Source organism: Cupriavidus yeoncheonensis, assembly GCF_905397275.1.
Lineage (GTDB): Bacteria > Pseudomonadota > Gammaproteobacteria > Burkholderiales > Burkholderiaceae > Cupriavidus > Cupriavidus yeoncheonensis.
Genome location: NZ_CAJPUY010000012.1, coordinates 176,688 through 193,559 on the forward strand (window position 1 = coordinate 176,688; position 16,872 = coordinate 193,559).

The 16,872-nt window shown below is 66.5% G+C and carries 14 protein-coding genes; 4 read left to right on the forward strand and 10 right to left on the reverse strand.

What is annotated here, in order from left to right:
- Positions 1–172: 172 nt before the first annotated feature.
- Positions 173–940, reverse strand: a complete 768-nt coding sequence (locus tag KHO22_RS17930; RefSeq protein WP_211948505.1) for an SDR family NAD(P)-dependent oxidoreductase — start codon at positions 938–940, stop codon at positions 173–175.
- Between the two features lie 142 nt (positions 941–1,082).
- Between KHO22_RS17930 and KHO22_RS17935 the strand changes: the two genes are divergently transcribed.
- Together KHO22_RS17935 and KHO22_RS17940 are read left to right on the forward strand one after the other, a co-directional pair.
- Complete coding sequence (locus KHO22_RS17935) at positions 1,083–1,679, forward strand: TetR/AcrR family transcriptional regulator (protein ID WP_211948506.1); 597 nt, start codon at positions 1,083–1,085, stop codon at positions 1,677–1,679.
- Between the two features lie 129 nt (positions 1,680–1,808).
- Positions 1,809–3,119 carry an MFS transporter gene (locus KHO22_RS17940; protein WP_211948507.1) on the forward strand — a complete coding sequence of 437 codons (1,311 nt, stop codon included), beginning with the start codon at positions 1,809–1,811 and terminating at the stop codon, positions 3,117–3,119.
- A 34-nt stretch (positions 3,120–3,153) separates the two neighbouring features.
- On the opposite strand, the gene KHO22_RS17945 is transcribed toward KHO22_RS17940, so the two are convergent.
- Positions 3,154–3,786: a CDP-alcohol phosphatidyltransferase family protein gene (locus KHO22_RS17945; protein WP_211948508.1), complete on the reverse strand. Its 633-nt coding sequence runs from the start codon at positions 3,784–3,786 to the stop codon at positions 3,154–3,156.
- 12 nt (positions 3,787–3,798) lie between these two features.
- The gene (locus KHO22_RS17950; RefSeq protein WP_211948509.1) at positions 3,799–4,089 is read right to left on the reverse strand and encodes an antibiotic biosynthesis monooxygenase family protein; all 291 of its coding nucleotides are present in this window, start codon (positions 4,087–4,089) and stop codon (positions 3,799–3,801) included.
- A 152-nt stretch (positions 4,090–4,241) separates the two neighbouring features.
- Here KHO22_RS17950 and KHO22_RS17955 point away from each other — a divergent pair, with 152 nt between their 5' ends.
- Both KHO22_RS17955 and oxlT read left to right on the forward strand, forming a co-directional pair.
- Entirely contained in the window at positions 4,242–6,209 is a 1,968-nt protein-coding gene (locus KHO22_RS17955; protein ID WP_230426914.1) for an ExeM/NucH family extracellular endonuclease, read from the forward strand.
- Positions 6,210–6,934: 725 nt separating this feature from the next.
- Positions 6,935–8,254, forward strand: coding sequence for an oxalate/formate MFS antiporter (gene oxlT, locus KHO22_RS17960; RefSeq protein WP_211948510.1), 1,320 nt, complete (start codon positions 6,935–6,937; stop codon positions 8,252–8,254).
- Positions 8,255–8,347: 93 nt separating this feature from the next.
- Here oxlT and KHO22_RS17965 read toward each other — a convergent pair whose 3' ends face one another.
- The 7 genes from KHO22_RS17965 to KHO22_RS17995 all read right to left on the reverse strand — a co-directional run bounded on the left by KHO22_RS17965 (position 8,348) and on the right by KHO22_RS17995 (position 16,741).
- Positions 8,348–8,809, reverse strand: coding sequence for a DUF2127 domain-containing protein (locus KHO22_RS17965; protein ID WP_211948511.1), 462 nt, complete (start codon positions 8,807–8,809; stop codon positions 8,348–8,350).
- Positions 8,810–8,899: 90 nt separating this feature from the next.
- Positions 8,900–9,328 carry a hypothetical protein gene (locus KHO22_RS17970; protein WP_230426915.1) on the reverse strand — a complete coding sequence of 143 codons (429 nt, stop codon included), beginning with the start codon at positions 9,326–9,328 and terminating at the stop codon, positions 8,900–8,902.
- 21 nt (positions 9,329–9,349) lie between these two features.
- Entirely contained in the window at positions 9,350–9,817 is a 468-nt protein-coding gene (locus KHO22_RS17975; RefSeq protein ID WP_211948569.1) for a YbhB/YbcL family Raf kinase inhibitor-like protein, read from the reverse strand.
- A gap of 199 nt (positions 9,818–10,016) precedes the next feature.
- Positions 10,017–10,574, reverse strand: coding sequence for an SRPBCC family protein (locus KHO22_RS17980; protein ID WP_211948512.1), 558 nt, complete (start codon positions 10,572–10,574; stop codon positions 10,017–10,019).
- A 104-nt stretch (positions 10,575–10,678) separates the two neighbouring features.
- Positions 10,679–12,187: an efflux transporter outer membrane subunit gene (locus KHO22_RS17985; protein ID WP_230426917.1), complete on the reverse strand. Its 1,509-nt coding sequence runs from the start codon at positions 12,185–12,187 to the stop codon at positions 10,679–10,681.
- An 11-nt stretch (positions 12,188–12,198) separates the two neighbouring features.
- Positions 12,199–15,390 carry an efflux RND transporter permease subunit gene (locus KHO22_RS17990; protein WP_211948514.1) on the reverse strand — a complete coding sequence of 1,064 codons (3,192 nt, stop codon included), beginning with the start codon at positions 15,388–15,390 and terminating at the stop codon, positions 12,199–12,201.
- 118 nt (positions 15,391–15,508) lie between these two features.
- Positions 15,509–16,741 carry an efflux RND transporter periplasmic adaptor subunit gene (locus KHO22_RS17995; RefSeq protein ID WP_211948515.1) on the reverse strand — a complete coding sequence of 411 codons (1,233 nt, stop codon included), beginning with the start codon at positions 16,739–16,741 and terminating at the stop codon, positions 15,509–15,511.
- Between the last annotated feature and the right edge of the window lie 131 nt (positions 16,742–16,872).

Consider the following 16,872-nt stretch of genomic DNA (forward strand, 5'->3'; position numbering starts at 1 on the left):
GTGGAAGCGGATTGGAGCGGGGCGGGAGTGGACACGGCGCGGGACTGGTTGAGGGCCGGATCACAGCCCGGCACAGTTCAACCGTGACAATACGGGAAATCCCTTCAACGCGCTGAAGGCGGCTTCATATGTATGCACATTTGAAGCCGCTCGCGCCGTCCAGCGCCGTCCGTCAGGCTACCGACAGACCACCGTCCACGCTGACGCTCTGACCGTTGATGAAGCGCCCGGCGGGCGAGGCCAGCAACAGCGCCAGCCCTGCCACATCGCCCGCTTCGCCGATGCGCCGCATCGGGTTGCGCGCCGCCAGCTGCGCTTCGCGCTCGGGGTCGCCCCACAGCGCCTCGCGCGAGAACTCCGTCCGGACCGGTCCCGGGTTGATGGCGTTGACGTTCACCCCGCTCGCTCCCAGTTCCAGCGCCAGGCTGCGCACCGCCTGGTCCACGGCTGCCTTGGTGATGCTGTACATGCCCAGGAAAGCCGAGCCGCGCTTGGCCGCAATGCTCGACATGAACGTGATCGAGCCATCGCGCCGTGCCACCATCTGCGGCGCCAGCGCGTTGACCAGCACCAGGTTGCCGCGCACATTGCCGGCCATCGCCGCGTCGAACACTTCCGGCCCCTGGCTGAGCAAGGATCCCGCCGCGCCGTCCGCCGCCGCGTTCAGGACCAGGGCATCCACCCTGCCGAACGCCGCCAGCGCCTGTTGCGCGAATGCTCGCACGCTGGCCAGGTCGGCGATATCGCAGGCAATGCCCCGGGCGCGGATGCCTTCGCTTTCCAGTTTCGCGGCGACAGTCTGCGCGACCTCGCCGTCACGTCCTGAAACAATGACGGCGGCGCCGGCATGGCCCAGCGCACGCGCCATTTCGAGGCCCATGCCCTTGGTGGAGCCGGTCACGACGGCCACGCGGCCGGAAAGGTCAAAGAGGTTCTGCATTACAGCGACTCCTGTCGATGGGAAGACACAAAGGAGGCGTGGCCGATGGGCACGCCGGTTTAAATGACGATCAACATCTATTGAACAAATTATGACCATCATCTAAAATTCGTCAAGCATCAATTTTCGAAAGGGGCTTCAGATGGCGCGCGCATCACGGGAACAGGCAGACAAGAATCGGGAAGCCATCGAACAGGCGTCGTCGCGGCTGTTCCGCGAACGCGGGCTCAATGGGGTCAGCGTGGCTGAACTGATGGCGGGCGCCGGGCTGACGCACGGTGGCTTCTACGGACACTTCGCCTCGAAAGACGCACTTGCGGCGCAGGCCTGCAAACGCGCGTTCGAGGAGTCGGCCGCACGCTGGGAACGCCGCATCGAGCGCGCCGCCGGCGACCCGCAAGTCGTACTGACCAACCTGATCGAGCCCTACCTCACGCAAGCCCATTGCGCCGACCCGGGCCATGGATGCGCGGCGGCGGCATTGGCCAGCGACGTGGCGCGCGAGCCGGCGGACAAGCCGGTACGGCGGGCTTACCTGGAGGGCTTCCGCTCCCTGGTCCAGGACATGGAATCGACCGTGGCCAGCGACAGCGCGCAAACGCGCCACAAGGAAGCCCTGATCCGCATGGCCATGCTGGTCGGCGCGGTCACGCTGGCACGTGCCGTGCAAGGCGACACCCTGTCCGACAACATCCTGGACGCCGTACGCGAACGGCTGCTCGGGCCGTCATCCGACTAACCCGTCAACCACTGATCCGCCAACCATTCCGGAACGACTTGAATCACCGTTCTCCGGCCCCCCGCCGGAATGCGGATGGCCCGACGCACCCCAAAACACCCGCAAGCGCCCCCTGACAGAGAGAGACCCATGTTCGCCCAAGCGATTTCCAGCCGGCTCGACCGGCGCGGCATCCACTATGCGTGGCTCGTCGCCGCCGTCACCTTCCTCGTCATGCTCACCACGTCGGCGGCGCTCGGCCTGCCCGGCGCCTTCCTCAAGCCGCTCACCAGCGAAATGGGATGGAACACGGACCAGATTTCATCGATCCTGGCTTTCCGTTTCGCGCTGTTCGGATTGATGGCGCCGTTCTCGGCGATCCTGATGGAGCGCTTCGGCGTGCGCAACGTGGTGTGCGCCGCCCTGGCGCTGATTGCCGGCGGCATGGCGCTGGCCACCGTCGTCACGCAACTGTGGCAACTGTTCCTGGCATGGGGCGTAATGCTCGGTGTCGGCTCCGGCATGACCGCGCTGGTCCTGGCCGCCGTCGTGGCCAATCGCTGGTTCAGCGCGCGGCGCGGGCTGGTGATCGGCCTGCTCACCGCCAGTTCGGCCACCGGCCAGCTCGCCTTCCTGCCGGCCGCCGCCTGGTTGATCGAACACATGGGCTGGCGCGTGGCGGTTCTGCCGGTGCTGGTTGGCTGCGCGGTACTGGCCGTGCTGGTGTTCGCGTTCATGCGCAACCGCCCGGCCGACGTCGGCCTGGCCGCATTCGGCGAGGTGCCCGCCGCGGTCCCCGTTGCCGCTGCCGCGCCGCCTGCCCCGCTCACGCTGCGCGGCCCCTTCGTCGTGCTGCGCGACGCCATGCGCAACCAGACGTTCTGGGTGCTGGCCGGCACCTTCTTCATCTGCGGCCTGTCCACCAACGGGCTGATCCAGACCCACTTCATCGCGCTCTGCGGAGACTTCGGCATGGGCGCCGTGCCGGCCGCCTCGGCGCTGGCCATGATGGGCGCGTTCGACTTTGTCGGCACCATCCTGTCCGGCTGGCTGTCGGACCGCTATGACAGCCGCAAGCTGCTGTTCTGGTACTACGGGCTGCGCGGCCTGTCACTGCTCTGGCTGCCCCATTCGACCTTCACGCTGTATGGCCTGTCGATTTTCGCGATGTTCTACGGCCTGGACTGGATCGCCACCGTGCCGCCCACGGTCAAGCTGGCCGCCACCGCCTTCGGCCGCGACCGCGCGCCGATGGTATTCGGCTGGATCTTCGCCGCCCACCAGATCGGTGCCGCCACGGCGGCCTTCGGTGCCGGCCTGAGCCGTACCCTGCTGCTGACCTATACGCCGGCGCTGTATGCCGCAGGCGCGGCGTGCTTCGTGGCGGCGCTGCTGGCGCTGTTCGCCAGGCGTGCCGCGACGTCAGGCAATGCTGCCGCGGCGCAAGCAGCAAGCGGCTGACAGCCAACGGGGCTGACGGCAGCTCGCCGCAGACTCAGAACTTGGGGATCCTCAGCGTCTTGCTGACCATCAGCGATCCCGACAGCGCGAACAGCAGCACCAGCGGGTGCAGCTCCGCCGGCCCGATGGTCCATGCGCCACCGGGCAGCGCCGCGTCGAGGCGTTGCTGCGCGGCGCACCAGGCGAGCACGCCGGTCAACAGCACGCTGGTGGGAATCGGCGTGCCTTCGAAATACTTCACCTTGTCGCTGCCGGCCGACAGCGTTTCCGCGGTGACGTTGAAACGCGCGAGCCGGCTGACGCCGCAGCAGACGAAGAAGATCAGCACCGCCAGGTCCCAGCCGCCGCGCATGCCGGCGGCAAACGCCAGCGTGGCCGGGCCGACACCGAAGGAAATGATGTCGGCCAGCGAATCAAGCTCGCGCCCCATTGCCGAATGCTGGTGCCGCCAGCGCGCGATGCGCCCGTCCAGCACGTCGAAGATGAAAGCCAGCGGTGCCAGCGCGGCCGCCGTGAAGAAATGCGACGGCGTCGGCGTGGCCACGTAGAACATGGCGAAGAACACCGACGCCATCCCGCAAGCCGCATTGCCCAGCGTGAAGACATCCGCAAGCTGCAGCTCGCGCAGCATGGAGAAATGGCGGGGCCGCTCCTGAGGCGTCGGCATCTGTGTTCCGGCTCAGAGAACCTTGGATACGTGGCCGACTTGCGGCGGGGCTGCGAAGCAGTCGCTGACCAGTGCGCGCCACTCCTGGAATTCGGGCGCGTCGCGGAAATGCACCATGTGGTCTTCCACCGTTTCCCACTCGACCACGAGCGTGTATTGCTGCGGCTGCTCGATCGAGCGGAACAACTGCACGCCATGGCAGCCGCGCGAGCGCAGGAACAGCGGTTTGGCCTTGCCCACGCCCTCTTCGAACTGGCTTTCGCTGCCAGGCTTGACGGTGATTTGCGCGATTTCCTTGATCATGATGTCCCTGTGTCTGGTTGGGGAATGCCGGCGCATGCCGGCTGGATGACACTACCTTAGCACGATCAAGCGCGCGGGTCGTGTGGCCGCAATCCTTTCGTTACTCGCGCACCGTAGCATCGCGGCTTCCGTTGAATCCGTGATGAACCGCCATGTCGATGAAACCGCTGAATGCCATGACTGCCGGACTGCTTTTTGGTCCTTTCGCTCTTTTTGCCGGCCACGCCACCCATGCCGCTGCGACCGCCGCGCCATGCGGTTCGCCGTCCACGCTCATTGCCGACGTGCAGGCTGCATCGGCCGCTTCGCCGCTGGCGGGCAAGCCGGTGGAGATCGAGGCAGTGGTCACGGCGGACTACAGCGGTCCCGATGGTTTCATGGGCTTCTTTGTCCAGCAGGCCGACGAGCAGCGGCAGGATCGGCCAGGCGTATCCGAAGGCCTGTTCGTCTATTCGCCGCGCTACGCCGCGCGCGCCGGCGACCTGTTGCGGCTGGCCGGCACCGTGGAAGAGCGCTACGGCCAGACCCAGCTGGCCTTGTCGGGCATGCCGTCGCTCTGCGCCTCGGGGCGCTCCGTCACTCCGGCAAGTCTCGCGCTGCCGTTTCCGAACGACATGGCACCGAGGGCGCGCGCGGGGATGCTCGTCAGCTTTCCGCAAACACTGACCGTCAACGACACGCACGAACTGGGCCGCTACGGCAGCCTGCTGCTCGGACTCGGCCGGTTGCACGTTCCCACCGCAGTCGCCGCGCCGCGTGAAGGTGGCGTGCAGGTTGCAGCGGACAATGCGCTGAACCGGCTGGTGCTCGACGATGGGTCCAGCCAACAGAACCCCGCAGTCGTTCCCTACCCCGCGCCCGCACTGAGCACCGCCAACCCGGTGCGCGCCGGCGACACCGTGACCGGCCTGCGCGGCGTGCTGGAGAAGCGCTACGGCAACTGGCGCGTGCAGCCGGTGCCCGGTGGCGCGCCAATCCGGTTCACTGCCTCGAATCCACGCCAGCCCGCCCCCGCGCGTGCCACCGGCACCGACGTGCGCGTGGCCGCGTTCAACGTGCTCAACTATTTCAACGGCAACGGTCTGGGCGGCTTCGATGCGCCCGACAACCGTGGTGCCCGCAACGCCGCCGAGTTCGCGCGGCAGGAAGCGAAGCTGCTCGCGGCGCTGCGCGCACTCGACGCGGACGTCATCGGCCTGATGGAGGTGGAGAACAACGGCTTTGGTCCGCGTAGCGCCGTGCAGCGCCTTGCGGCCCAACTCGGCCCGGATTGGCGCGCGGTCGAGCCCGGCACGCCAAGGCTTGGCCTGGACGCCATATCCGTCGCCCTGCTCTACAAGCAGCGGACCGTGATGCCGCTTGGGGCCCCTGCGACCACTGTGCTTGAGGCACGCAGCCGGCATCCGCTCGCGCAGACGTTCGCGCCCGTCGGCAATCCCTCGCAAGCCTTCACCGTCGCGGTCAACCACCTCAAGTCCAAGAACTGCGCGGACGCCGGGGGGGCCGAGCGCGACCAAGGCGACGGCCAGGGCTGCTGGAACGCGGCCCGGTCGCGTGCGGCGCGGGCACTGGCCGACTGGCTGAAGACCTCGCCCACCGGCGTCGCGGGCGCGGGTACGCTGGTGATCGGCGACCTCAACAGCTATGCCCGGGAAGAGCCGATCAGCCTGCTGGCACGCGCGGGCTACGAAGACATGGTGGCAAGGCTGGCGGCACGCGACGCCTACACCTATGTATTCGATGGCCAGGCTGGCTATCTCGACTACGCGCTCGCCGACGCTGTCCTTGCCAGGCGCGTCCGGGGCGTAAGCATCTGGCACGTCAATGCCGACGAACCTTCGGCCTTCGCCTACGCGCAGGCCCATCGCAGCGCCGGCCAGCGGGAGCGCTACTACGCGCCGGATGCCTGGCGCGCGTCGGACCACGATCCCGTGCTGGTCGACCTGTCCTGGCGCGAGCCTGCACCGGACGCGGCACCCGCCCGGAGCGGAGGCGGCAATGCCGTGGCCGGGCCCGAAGGCGGCGGTGGCAGTGTCGGCACCGCCGCGCTGCTAGCCATCGTGCTTGCCGCCAGTACGGCGCTCGCCATGCCGGCAATCCGCCGCCGGCCAGCACGATAGCCGCCAGACGGAAACAGCGTGCCTTGCTCCGGGACAGCCAGTGCACCACCGGCGGCAATCCGCGCACCGGCGTCATTTACGTCATAAACACCGAGAGAAAACCCCAATACAATTTCATAAAAACATAATCCAATAATCAAACGAACCGCATCGCCGGTTTATTTTCCAGCCAGCGCAACACGTGTCGCCGAATCGTGGTGGAGTCGGGCACGTCTCAGCCCGCACGCTCAGCCTGCGGGCTTTTTTTTTTGCACGGCGGTTCATTCCTAATACGCTTCAATCGCATCTTCCATCTAGATTTTGAATAAATACATTCAACAAAATGTATGGTTGTTTGTTTTTCTTGACTTGCATGATATATCACATACTGTGTATCCCAGCGGGCGCCAGAAAGCGCTCTGGTCCTAAGAGAACATGACAATTTTGTCATCTGTCGATAAACAAGCAATTTCCAGGGAGGGACGCCCAGAAATTAACCAGCCATTTATTTCAATACCAGATCGGTCGATCTGATAAATCCATTTCTATCCATTTTCGGCGGCCGGAATATACCGGAGCGCCACGGTATTCCTGCGCCTGAAAAAAGCATTAATACCTGACCCTATAAGCCGATGGAACAGGAGACATGAAAATGACAGCGACCCACGCCAGACCCGGGAATTCTGCCTGCCGATGCAGGCCCGCACCATTGAACAGCCTGAATCAACCGATCCAAGGAGCGCGCCATGAATAATCCATCGGCAGCGGCCCTCCGCCCGCAGCAGATTTCGGAACGCACGCGCTGGACGCAGCTGTTCGTCGGCGTCGTCTGCATGATCGCCACGGCGAACATCCAGTACGCGTGGACGCTGTTTGTCCCCGAGATCCAGGAAACCTATGGCTGGTCCCGCGCCAGCATCCAGATCGCCTTTACGGTGTTCGTGCTGGTCCAGACCTGGCTCGCGCCGATCGAAGGCTACTTCATCGACAAGTTCGGCCCGCGCATGATGGTCGCGTTTGGCGCGATCTTCATCGGCGCGGCCTGGGTCATCAATTCGCAGGCCACCACGCTGATGGGCTTCTACGTCGGCGCGGCCGTCGGCGGCCTTGGCGTGGGCTCGATCTACGCGACCTGCATCAACAACGCGCTCAAGTGGTTCCCGGATCGACGAGGCCTGGCCGTCGGGCTCACGGCCGGTGGCTATGGCGCGGGTTCCGCAGCCACGATTCTCCCGATCGCGGCCATGATCGAATCTTCCGGCTTCCAGCCCACCTTCCTGTTCTTCGGCATCCTGCAAGGATCGCTCGCCTTTGTCGCGGCATGGTTCCTGCGCTCGCCGAAGGCCAATGAAGTCAGGGCTTCGCAGAAGCTGGTCCAGGCCACGCGCGACTACACGCTCAAGGAGGCCATGAGCACGAAGCTGTTCTGGCTGATGCTGGTGATGTTCGTGCTGGTCGTCACGGGCGGCATGATGGCCGTCGCGCAACTCGGCGTCATCGCGAAGGATCTTGGCGTGAAGGAGTTCAAGGTCGACCTGCACTTCTTCGTGATGGCCGCACTGCCGCTCGCGCTGATGCTCGACCGCATTATGAACGGTATCTCGCGTCCGCTGTTCGGCTGGGTCTCGGACCATATCGGCCGCGAGAAGACCATGGTCATCGCGTTCACGCTGGAGGGCCTGGGCATCATCGCGCTCGGCTACTTCGGCAGCAATCCGTATGCATTCCTGATCCTGTCCGGCGTGGTGTTCCTGGCGTGGGGCGAGGTGTATTCGCTGTTCTCCGCCCTGGCCGGCGATGCGTTCGGCACCAGGCACATCGGCAAGATCTACGGCGTCCTCTACACCGCCAAAGGCATCGGCGCGCTGTTCGTCCCGATCGGCAACCTGCTGATGGAGGCCACCGGCACGTGGTCGACGGTGCTCTACACGGTCGCCGCCATGGACCTGACCGCCGCGTGCCTGGCGATGATGGTCCTGCGCCCGGTACTGGCTGCGCACGTGGCCACCGCAAGGCGTCTCCATTCCAAGGAGACCGCCGCAACGGGTGCGCAGGTTCCGGCCTGACACGTCCGTCACCGGCGTCGGCAACGAAAAAGCGGGCTTCTCCGGAAGCCCGCTCTTCGATTGGAGCCGGTCAGGTTCCCCGTCCTGCGGCTTTCAGGACATGACTTCGTGGCGCGCCAGTCCTTTGACCAGGTACAGCACCACAAGCAGGTTGGCCACGGCCAGGCTCGCATGCATCCAGCTCGGGTGCACCAGCGCCTCGTAGAGTTCCAGAGGCAGGTAGATGCCGCCGGAAAACACGCCCAGCCAGTTGCCCCAGGCCAGCCGGTGCCACAGCCCCCAGGCTTCGGCAAAGCGCATCAGGGCGTACACCGCAGCCGAGCCGCCAATGGCCCACAGGCGCGCGTCGCTGGGGTGCGACAGCAAGGCCAGGAAGATGGTGGGATAGCGGCTGGCCGGGTTGATGTGCAGGCGCATGATGATCGATTCGGCCAGCGCCTGCGCATCACGGTGAAGGAAGGCCACCAGCCCCAGGCCGGCCACGATCACCAGCGCGCCTTTGGCCGCTTCGAACAGCGCAATGGTCCTGAGGCCGAAAATGTCCTGCTTCGCCATGAGGTGGCTCCGGGGTGGGTTGTGATCCGAGGCCCATATTGTGCAATACAGGCCGCCCCGGGCACCACTGCCCTGTCAACGCGGGCGTCGTCAGCGTGCGTAGTCGCGCTCCTGCATCGGGCCATCCGCGTCGATGCCGCCGTTCGCTTCCAGCGGACCGTCGACGGTAATCGGGCCGTCGGCGAGAAGGTCGCCCTTGACCACCATGGTGCCGTGCACCGTCAGCGGTCCGTCGAAGACCTTGAGGTAGCCCCCCGCATAGGGCAGACCGCGGGCCGCGGCGGGGCCGGAGAAGTACGCGGCGGTCAGCGGCCCGCGCGCGTGGACCCGCCCCGCGACGATCAGCCTGCCGTGCACGACCACCGGTCCGCGCACGTGGGCGGATCCGCCCACGGTGATCGATCCGGTTTCCTGCTGGGCCCGCGACGGACTGGCAGCGCACAAGGCCAGCGCCGCCAGCAATGCCAGGCTCATGGCGCGTACATGGCTGGGATGGTTCTGAAGTCGAAGTGTTCTCATCTGGGCTTTCCGCATTGGCGCTCAGTGCCCCTGCTTCCGGTACGTACCGATCAGCTCGGCCTGCGCCAGGATATGGCCTCGCATGGCACGTTCCAGCGCCGCCTTGTCGGGCATGCCAAGGTCCGGCAACGCCACGTCGAGCGCATACAGCTTGAGGAAGTAGCGATGGCGCCCGGTTGGCGGGCAAGGACCGCCATAGCCGGTCCGGTGCCAGTCGTTGAGCCCTTCGCGCGTGCCCGATGGCAGGTCTTCACGCCGCAAGCCCTGCGCCAGTTCGCTTGCCTGCGGCGGCAGGTTGTACATGACCCAGTGCACCCAGGTGTGGCCTCCGGGCGCGTCCGGATCGTCGACGATCAGCGCCAGGCTCGCCGTACCCGCGGGCACGCCGGACCACGCGAGCGGCGGCGAAGCGTCCGCCCCCTCGCAGGTGTAGCGGACCGGGATGTCGCCGCCTTGGGCGAACGCGGCGGATGTCAGGGCAAGCGGCATATGCGGCCTCGTCTGTGCCTGCGACGCAAGGGCCAGCACCGCTGCGCCGGCCAGCAGCCAGCGCGGCATGCGAAAGAAGAGCCGGGTCATGGGATGGGCCATGTGATCCCGGCGGACTGCGGCCGGGCTGGCTGCCGTCGGGGATGATGGTTTCAACTTAGTGCGGATCACGCCGCGGCGCAAGCCGCGCGGCGCCCGATCAGCGCGGGGCTTCGAGCCTTGCCTTGAGGCGCCTCACCGCTTCCGCCGATTCCGCCTCGATGCGCGGGCGCAGCACCAGGCGGTTCATCAGGACGAACAACAGGGTGGGCGACTGGTAGCTGAAATCCCGCGCGAAGCGCGTGCTTTCCTCGCTCGGCGTGAGCGAAGGCGTCAGTGCCGGGGTCAGCGTATAGGTCACGGTGCCGGCCTTGCGTCCCGCGATCTCGCCTTCGATCATCCATGTCCGGGGCGGATCGCTCTTCGTCACGGTCCAGACCACCACGCCGCTGCGCCCCGCCACCACGAAGGTCTCGGTCACGCGCTCGCCGGGCCGCAGCGAGTGATCGGTGGCACCCGCCACGCCCAGCGACGACGGGTGCCATGCCGGCCAGTTGCCGGGCGTGGACACGTAGTCGAACACCGCGGCCGGCGGCCGGGCGATCACCACCTCATTGCGGATGCGCGTGGTGTCGGTCCAGGGCAGCGGCACGAACAAGGCCGCGGCGCCTGTGGCTGCTGCAATCAGAATCCAGAACAGCGTCTTGTGTCGGGGCATGGGGGCGGCTGGCCCGCGCCGGTTCGGGTGCGTGGCGCAATGCCTCCAGTGTAGTGAACCGTTGGCATCGCGCCACCCCCCGGCCTGCGGCACCTGCCGCGGCGCTAGGGCGCGGAAGCCAGCGAAGCTGCCGGCACGGTCGCCACCGCGTCCGGCACCGGCCCCCACCCTCCGCCCAGGCTGCGCACCAGCGCCACCGTCGCCGCGGCCCGCAACCCGGCCACGGCGTTGGCATCGCGTTGCGATTGCAGCACCGTCCGGTCAGCATCGATCACGGTCAGGTAGTCCACCGCGCCGGCGTCATAGCGGCTGCGCGAAGTGCGCTGGGCCCGCCTGGCCCCCCCCAGTGCGCCGTCGAGCGCCGTGGCTTGCTGGCTGAGCCAGCGCACATCGGCCAGGCTGTCCTCGACTTCGCGGAACGCCACCAGCACGGTCTGCCGGTAGCGCGCCACGCTTTCCTCGTGCCCGGCACGGGCGCCCGCCAGGTTCGAGCTGTTGCGGCCACCGTCGAACACGGTCTGCGCAATCGTCGAACCCACGAGCGGTCCGAGTGCCCACGTGCGCGACGACCACTTGAACAGGTTCGACAGGTCCGCAGATTCGAAGCCGAACAGCGCCGTCAGCGATATGCGCGGGAAAAACGCCGCCTTGGCGACGCCGATACGGGCATTGGCCGCCGACATCTGCCGTTCCGCCGCCGCGATATCGGGACGGCGTTCGAGCAGCTCCGACGGCAGGCCCGCGGGCACTGCCACCGGTGCCGTGTCGAACGGTTTCGCGGCCAGGCCGAACTGCGACGGCGACACGCCGGTCAGCACGGCCAGCGCGTGCTCCTGGTTGGCACGGCGGCGCTCGATGCCCGCCAGGTCGGCGCGCGCGGTGCCAAGCTCGGCTTCGGCACGGGCCGGATCGAGGTCGGTTGTCTCGCCCGCTTCGTAGCGCTTGCGCAGCAGCGTCAAGGCATCTTCACGCAGCTTGATCGTCGCGTTGAGCAACTCACGATCGCTGTCGAGCGTGCGCAGCGCGAAATACGCCTGCGCCGTATCGGCCTGCAGAGCGAGCTGCACCGAGCGGTACAGGTCCTCGGCGCCCTGCTCTTCGGCGCGCGCCGCGTTCACGCTGTTGGCCACGCGGCCGAACAGGTCCAGCTCGTAGCTGGCAAACGCGCGCGCCTTGAGCACGGTCTGCGGTGCCACGCGCGTACCGTCCGGCAGGCCCTGCGACGCAGCCGAAGGCTGCGCACGGGTCGGGTCCAGGCCGACGCTCAGTTGCGGATACAGGTCCGCTTCCGTGGCGCCGGTGAACGCGCGTGCCTGCTTCAGGCGCGCCGCCGCGGCAGCCAGATCCTGGTTGTAGGTATTGGCCGCTTCGATCAGCCGGTCCAGTTCCGCATCGCCAAAGATCTTCCACCAATCGCCGCGATGCTGGCCTTCGGCCGGCGCCGCGGTCTTCCATTGCGCGCCTTCGGCGGCCGCGGCATCGGCCTCCTTGAAGGTCGCTGCGGTAGGCGTCTCGGGCACCTTGTAGGTCGGCGCCAGCGAGCAGCCCGCCAGCACCAGCGCTGCAGCCAGTGTTGCCAGTTTCGGCAGGTATTGCGTCATCACATTATTCATATCGATCACCATCACTCTGCGGACGGCACGGCGTGCGAGGCCGATGCATCATTTGCCAATGCCTCGCGGCGCTGCTTGCGCGTCGCCAGCAGGCGCAGCGCCACATAAAACACCGGCGTCAGGAACAGCCCGAAGAAGGTCACCCCGAGCATGCCGGCGAACACGGCCACGCCCATCGCATGACGCATCTCCGCACCGGCGCCGGTCGACACCACCAGCGGCACCACACCCATGATGAACGCGAACGAGGTCATCAGGATCGGGCGCAGGCGCAGGCGGCTGGCTTCGATCGCGGCCTGCACCACAGTGCGGCCGTGGTGCTCCAGTTCGCGTGCGAACTCCACGATCAGGATCGCGTTCTTCGCCGACAACCCGACCAGCACAATGAAGCCGATCTGCGTGAAGATGTTGTTGTCCCCACGCGTGAGCCACACGCCCGTCATGGCGGCCAGCAGGCTCATCGGCACGATCAGGATCACGGCCAGCGGCAGCGTCAGGCTTTCGTACTGGGCAGCCAGCACCAGGAACACCAGCAGCACGCACAGCGGGAAGATCCACACGCCCGCATTGCCGGCCAGGATGTCCTGGTAGGTCAGCTCGGTCCACTCGAAGCTGATGCCCTTCGGCAGCGTTTCGGCGGCAATCCGCTCGGCGGCGGCCTGCGCCTGGCCCGACGAGAAGCCCGGCGCCGGGCCACCGTTCATGTCGGCCGCCGTAAAGCCGTTGTAGCGGCTCACGCTGTCAGGGCCGAAACTCTGCTTCACCTTCACCAGCGAAGACAGCGGCACCATCTCTCCGCTGGCGCTGCGCGCCTTGAGTTGCAGGATGTCCTCGGCATGCTGGCGGAACTGCGCATCGGCCTGCACCTTGACCTGGTACGTGCGGCCGAACTTGTTGAAGTCGTTCACGTAAGCCGAGCCAAGATAGGTCTGCAGCGTTTCGAACACGTCGGTCACGGGTACGCCGAGCTGCTTGGCCTTGGTACGGTCGAGCTGCACGTCGAGCTGCGGCACATTCACCTGGTAGTTGCTGAAGATGCCGGCGAGCTCGGGCGTGGCGCGTGCCTTGCCCATGAACGCATTGGTGGCGTCGAACAGCGCGTCATAGCCCAGCGCGGCGCGGTCCTCGATCATCATCTTGAAGCCGCCGATCGTGCCCAGGCCCTGCACCGGCGGTGGCGGGAACACCGCGATAAACGCGTCCTGGATCGAACCGTACTGCTTGTTCAGGTCCGCGGCAATCGCACCGCCTGACAGCTCCTTGCTCTTGCGCTTCTCGAACGGGTCCAGCGTGACAAAGACGATGCCGGCGCTCGGGCTGTTGGTGAAGCCATTGATCGACAGGCCCGGGAACGCCACCGCCGATTCCACGCCCGGATGCTTGAGCGCGATCTCCGACATGCGGCGGATCACGTCCTCGGTCCGGTCGAGCGTCGCGCCGTCCGGCAGCTTGGCGAAGCTCACCAGGTACTGCTTGTCCTGCGCCGGCACGAAGCCCTTCGGCACCATCTGGAAGATGCCCCAGGTGGCCAGCAACATCACCGCGTAGACGCCAAACACGGAGCCCTTGCGCCGGATCACGCCCTTGACGCCGCGGCCATAGCTGTCGGAGCTGCGGCCGAAGAAGCGGTTGAAGCGCGCGAAGAAGCCGCCGAACACCTTGTCCATGCCGCGCGTCAGCCAGTCCTTGGGCGCGTCATGCCCCCTCAGCAGCAGCGCGGACAGCGCCGGCGACAGCGTCAGCGAGTTGAAGGCCGAGATGATCGTCGAGATCGAGATCGTCAGCGCGAACTGCTTGTAGAACTGGCCGGTCAGGCCGGTCATGAAGGCCAGCGGCACGAACACGGCGATCAGCGTCAGCGCGATCGCGATGATCGGGCCGCTGACTTCGCGCATGGCCTTGTAGGTCGCCTCTTTCGGCGACAGCCCTTCCTCGATGTTCCGCTCGACGTTCTCCACCACCACGATCGCGTCGTCCACCACGATGCCGATCGCCAGCACCAGCCCGAACAGGCTCAGCGCGTTGATCGAGAAGCCGAACGCATGCATCAGGCCGAACGTACCCACGATCGACACCGGCACCGCCAGCAGCGGAATGATCGATGCGCGCCAGGTCTGCAGGAACAGGATCACCACCAGCACCACGAGCGCAATGGCCTCGAACAGCGTATGGACCACCGCCTCGATGCTGTGGCGCACGAACTGCGTCGGGTCATAGACGATGCTGTAGTCCACGCCTTCCGGCATGTTCTGCTTCAGCTCGGCCATGGTCTTGCGCACATCGTTCGAGATCTGGATCGCGTTCGAACCCGGCGACTGGAAGATCGGCAACGCCACGGCGGACTTGTTGTCGAGCAGCGAACGCAGCGCGTATTCCGACGCACCGAGTTCGATGCGCGCAATGTCCTTCAGGTACGTGACCACACCGTCCGGAGAGGTCTTGACGATGATGTCGCCAAACTCCTCCACGGTCTGCAGGCGGCCCTGCGCGTTCACCGACAGTTGCAGGTCGGTGCCGGGCAGCGTCGGCGACTGGCCGATCACGCCGGCCGCCACTTGCACGTTCTGCTCGCGAATGGCCTTGACCACGTCGGAGGCCGACAGGTTGCGCTCGGCAATCTTCTCCGGGTTCAGCCAGACGCGCATCGAGTAGTCGCCCGAGCCGAACATCTGCACCTGGCCAACGCCCTGGATCCGCGCCAGGCGGTCCTTCACGTTGATCAGCGCGTAGTTGCGCAGGTACGTCATGTCATAGCGGTCGTTCGGCGAGACCAGGTGGACCACCATGGTCAGGTCGGGCGAACTCTTGACGGTGGTGATGCCAAGGCGGCGCACGTCCTCCGGCAGGCGCGGCTCGGCCTGCGACACGCGGTTCTGCACGAGCTGCTGCGCCTTGTCCGGGTCGGTGCCCAGCTTGAACGTCACCGTCAGCGTGAGCGAGCCGTCGCTGTTGGCCTGCGAGTTCATGTACAGCATGTCCTCGACGCCGTTGATCTGCTCTTCGAGCGGCGTGGCCACGGTCTCGGCGATCACCTTCGGGTTGGCGCCCGGGAACTGCGCGCGCACCACGACCGACGGCGGCACCACTTCCGGGTACTCGGAGATCGGCAGCTTGAACATCGAGATGGCGCCGATCAGGAAGATCAGCACCGACAACACGCCCGCGAAGATGGGGCGGTCGATAAAGAATTTCGAGAGATTCATCTTGGTTCTCGGCCTGTTTCTGGCAAGAAGCCCCCCTGGCGGCCCGCCGTGGCGGGCGCCATGCACATCAGGGGAAGCAAATGCGATTGACTGTCTGTGGCGGGGCTTCTGGGCCTGCTTAGCTCACCGGTTTGCCTTCCGCCTCGGCGGATGCCTGCTTGCGGTCAGGCGCGGCGGGCCGGGGCTCCAGCTCGCTGCGGTACGCCATCGACACCGGCTTGGGCGCCACCGTATCGCCCGGGCGCACGCGCTGCAGGCCATTCACGACCACGCTCTCGCCCGGCTTCAGGCCCTTGCGGATCACGCGCAGCCCTTCGTAGGTCGGCCCGAGGTCCACCTCGCGATAGGTCAGCTTGTTGGCCTGGTCGAGCACCAGCACGAACTTCTTGCCCTGGTCGGTGCCGATGGCGCGGTCGTTGATCAGCACGGCATCGTGCGGCGCGCCGCCACCGAGCTTGACCTTCGCATACAGGCCCGGCAGCAGGCGGCCGTCCTCGTTGGCGAACACCGCGCGCACGCGGATGGTGCCGCTGCGCGTATCGAGCCGGTTGTCGACCGAATGGATCTTGCCCTCATGCGGATTGCCGTCCTCGTTGGCCAGGCCCAGGAACACCGGCAGGCCATCCTTGCCGCCGCCGGCGCCCGGCGCGGTGTAGCGCAGGTAGCTCTGCTCGTCCACTTCGAAGCTGGCGTAGACCGGCGAGACCGACACCACCGTGGTCAACGGCGGCGACGCGGCGCCCGCCGCGACGAGATTGCCAACCGTGATTTCCGCGCGCGATACCTTGCCCGAGACCGGGGCAACAATGCGTGTATAGCCAAGGTTCAGCTTCGCCACCTCCAGCGCCGCCTGCGCGCCGCGCACGTCGGCCGAGGTTTCGCTGGCCGCGTTGATGCGCTCGTCGAACTCGCGGCGCGAGATCGCGTTGTCGTCGAGCAGACGCTGGGCGCGGGCCTTTTCCGTCTGCGCGTGCGAAGCGCGTACCTGGGCCGCGGCCACCGCGGCTTCGGCGCGAGCGACCTCGGCGGCGTACGGACGCGGGTCGATGGTGAAGAGCGGATCGCCCTTCCTGACGATCGAGCCTTCGCGGAAATGCACCGTTTCGATCGTGCCGGAGACGCGCGGACGGATCTCCACGCGGTCAACCGCTTCAATGCGGCCGGAGAACTCATCCCATTCGGTGATGTTCTTGCCAACCACGCTGGCCACTTCGATGGTCGGGGCCGGCGGCGGCGTATTGGCATGCGCCTCGCCGCCATGCCACGGCCTCAGCATGGAGGTGGCAACGCCGGCGCCCAGCACGATCACGATGGCGATCGCGATCCATGTGCGTCGATTCTGGATAATCATTTTTCTTCACTCCTGTTGCGGGTTTTCTTCAACTGGGAAAGCAAAGGCGCGAACGCCGCCCACCGGGCCGCGAGGTGCGATCCGGAGCTTGTCGGACAGATCAGCAAGACTGTTTGCCGGATGCCGCGCAG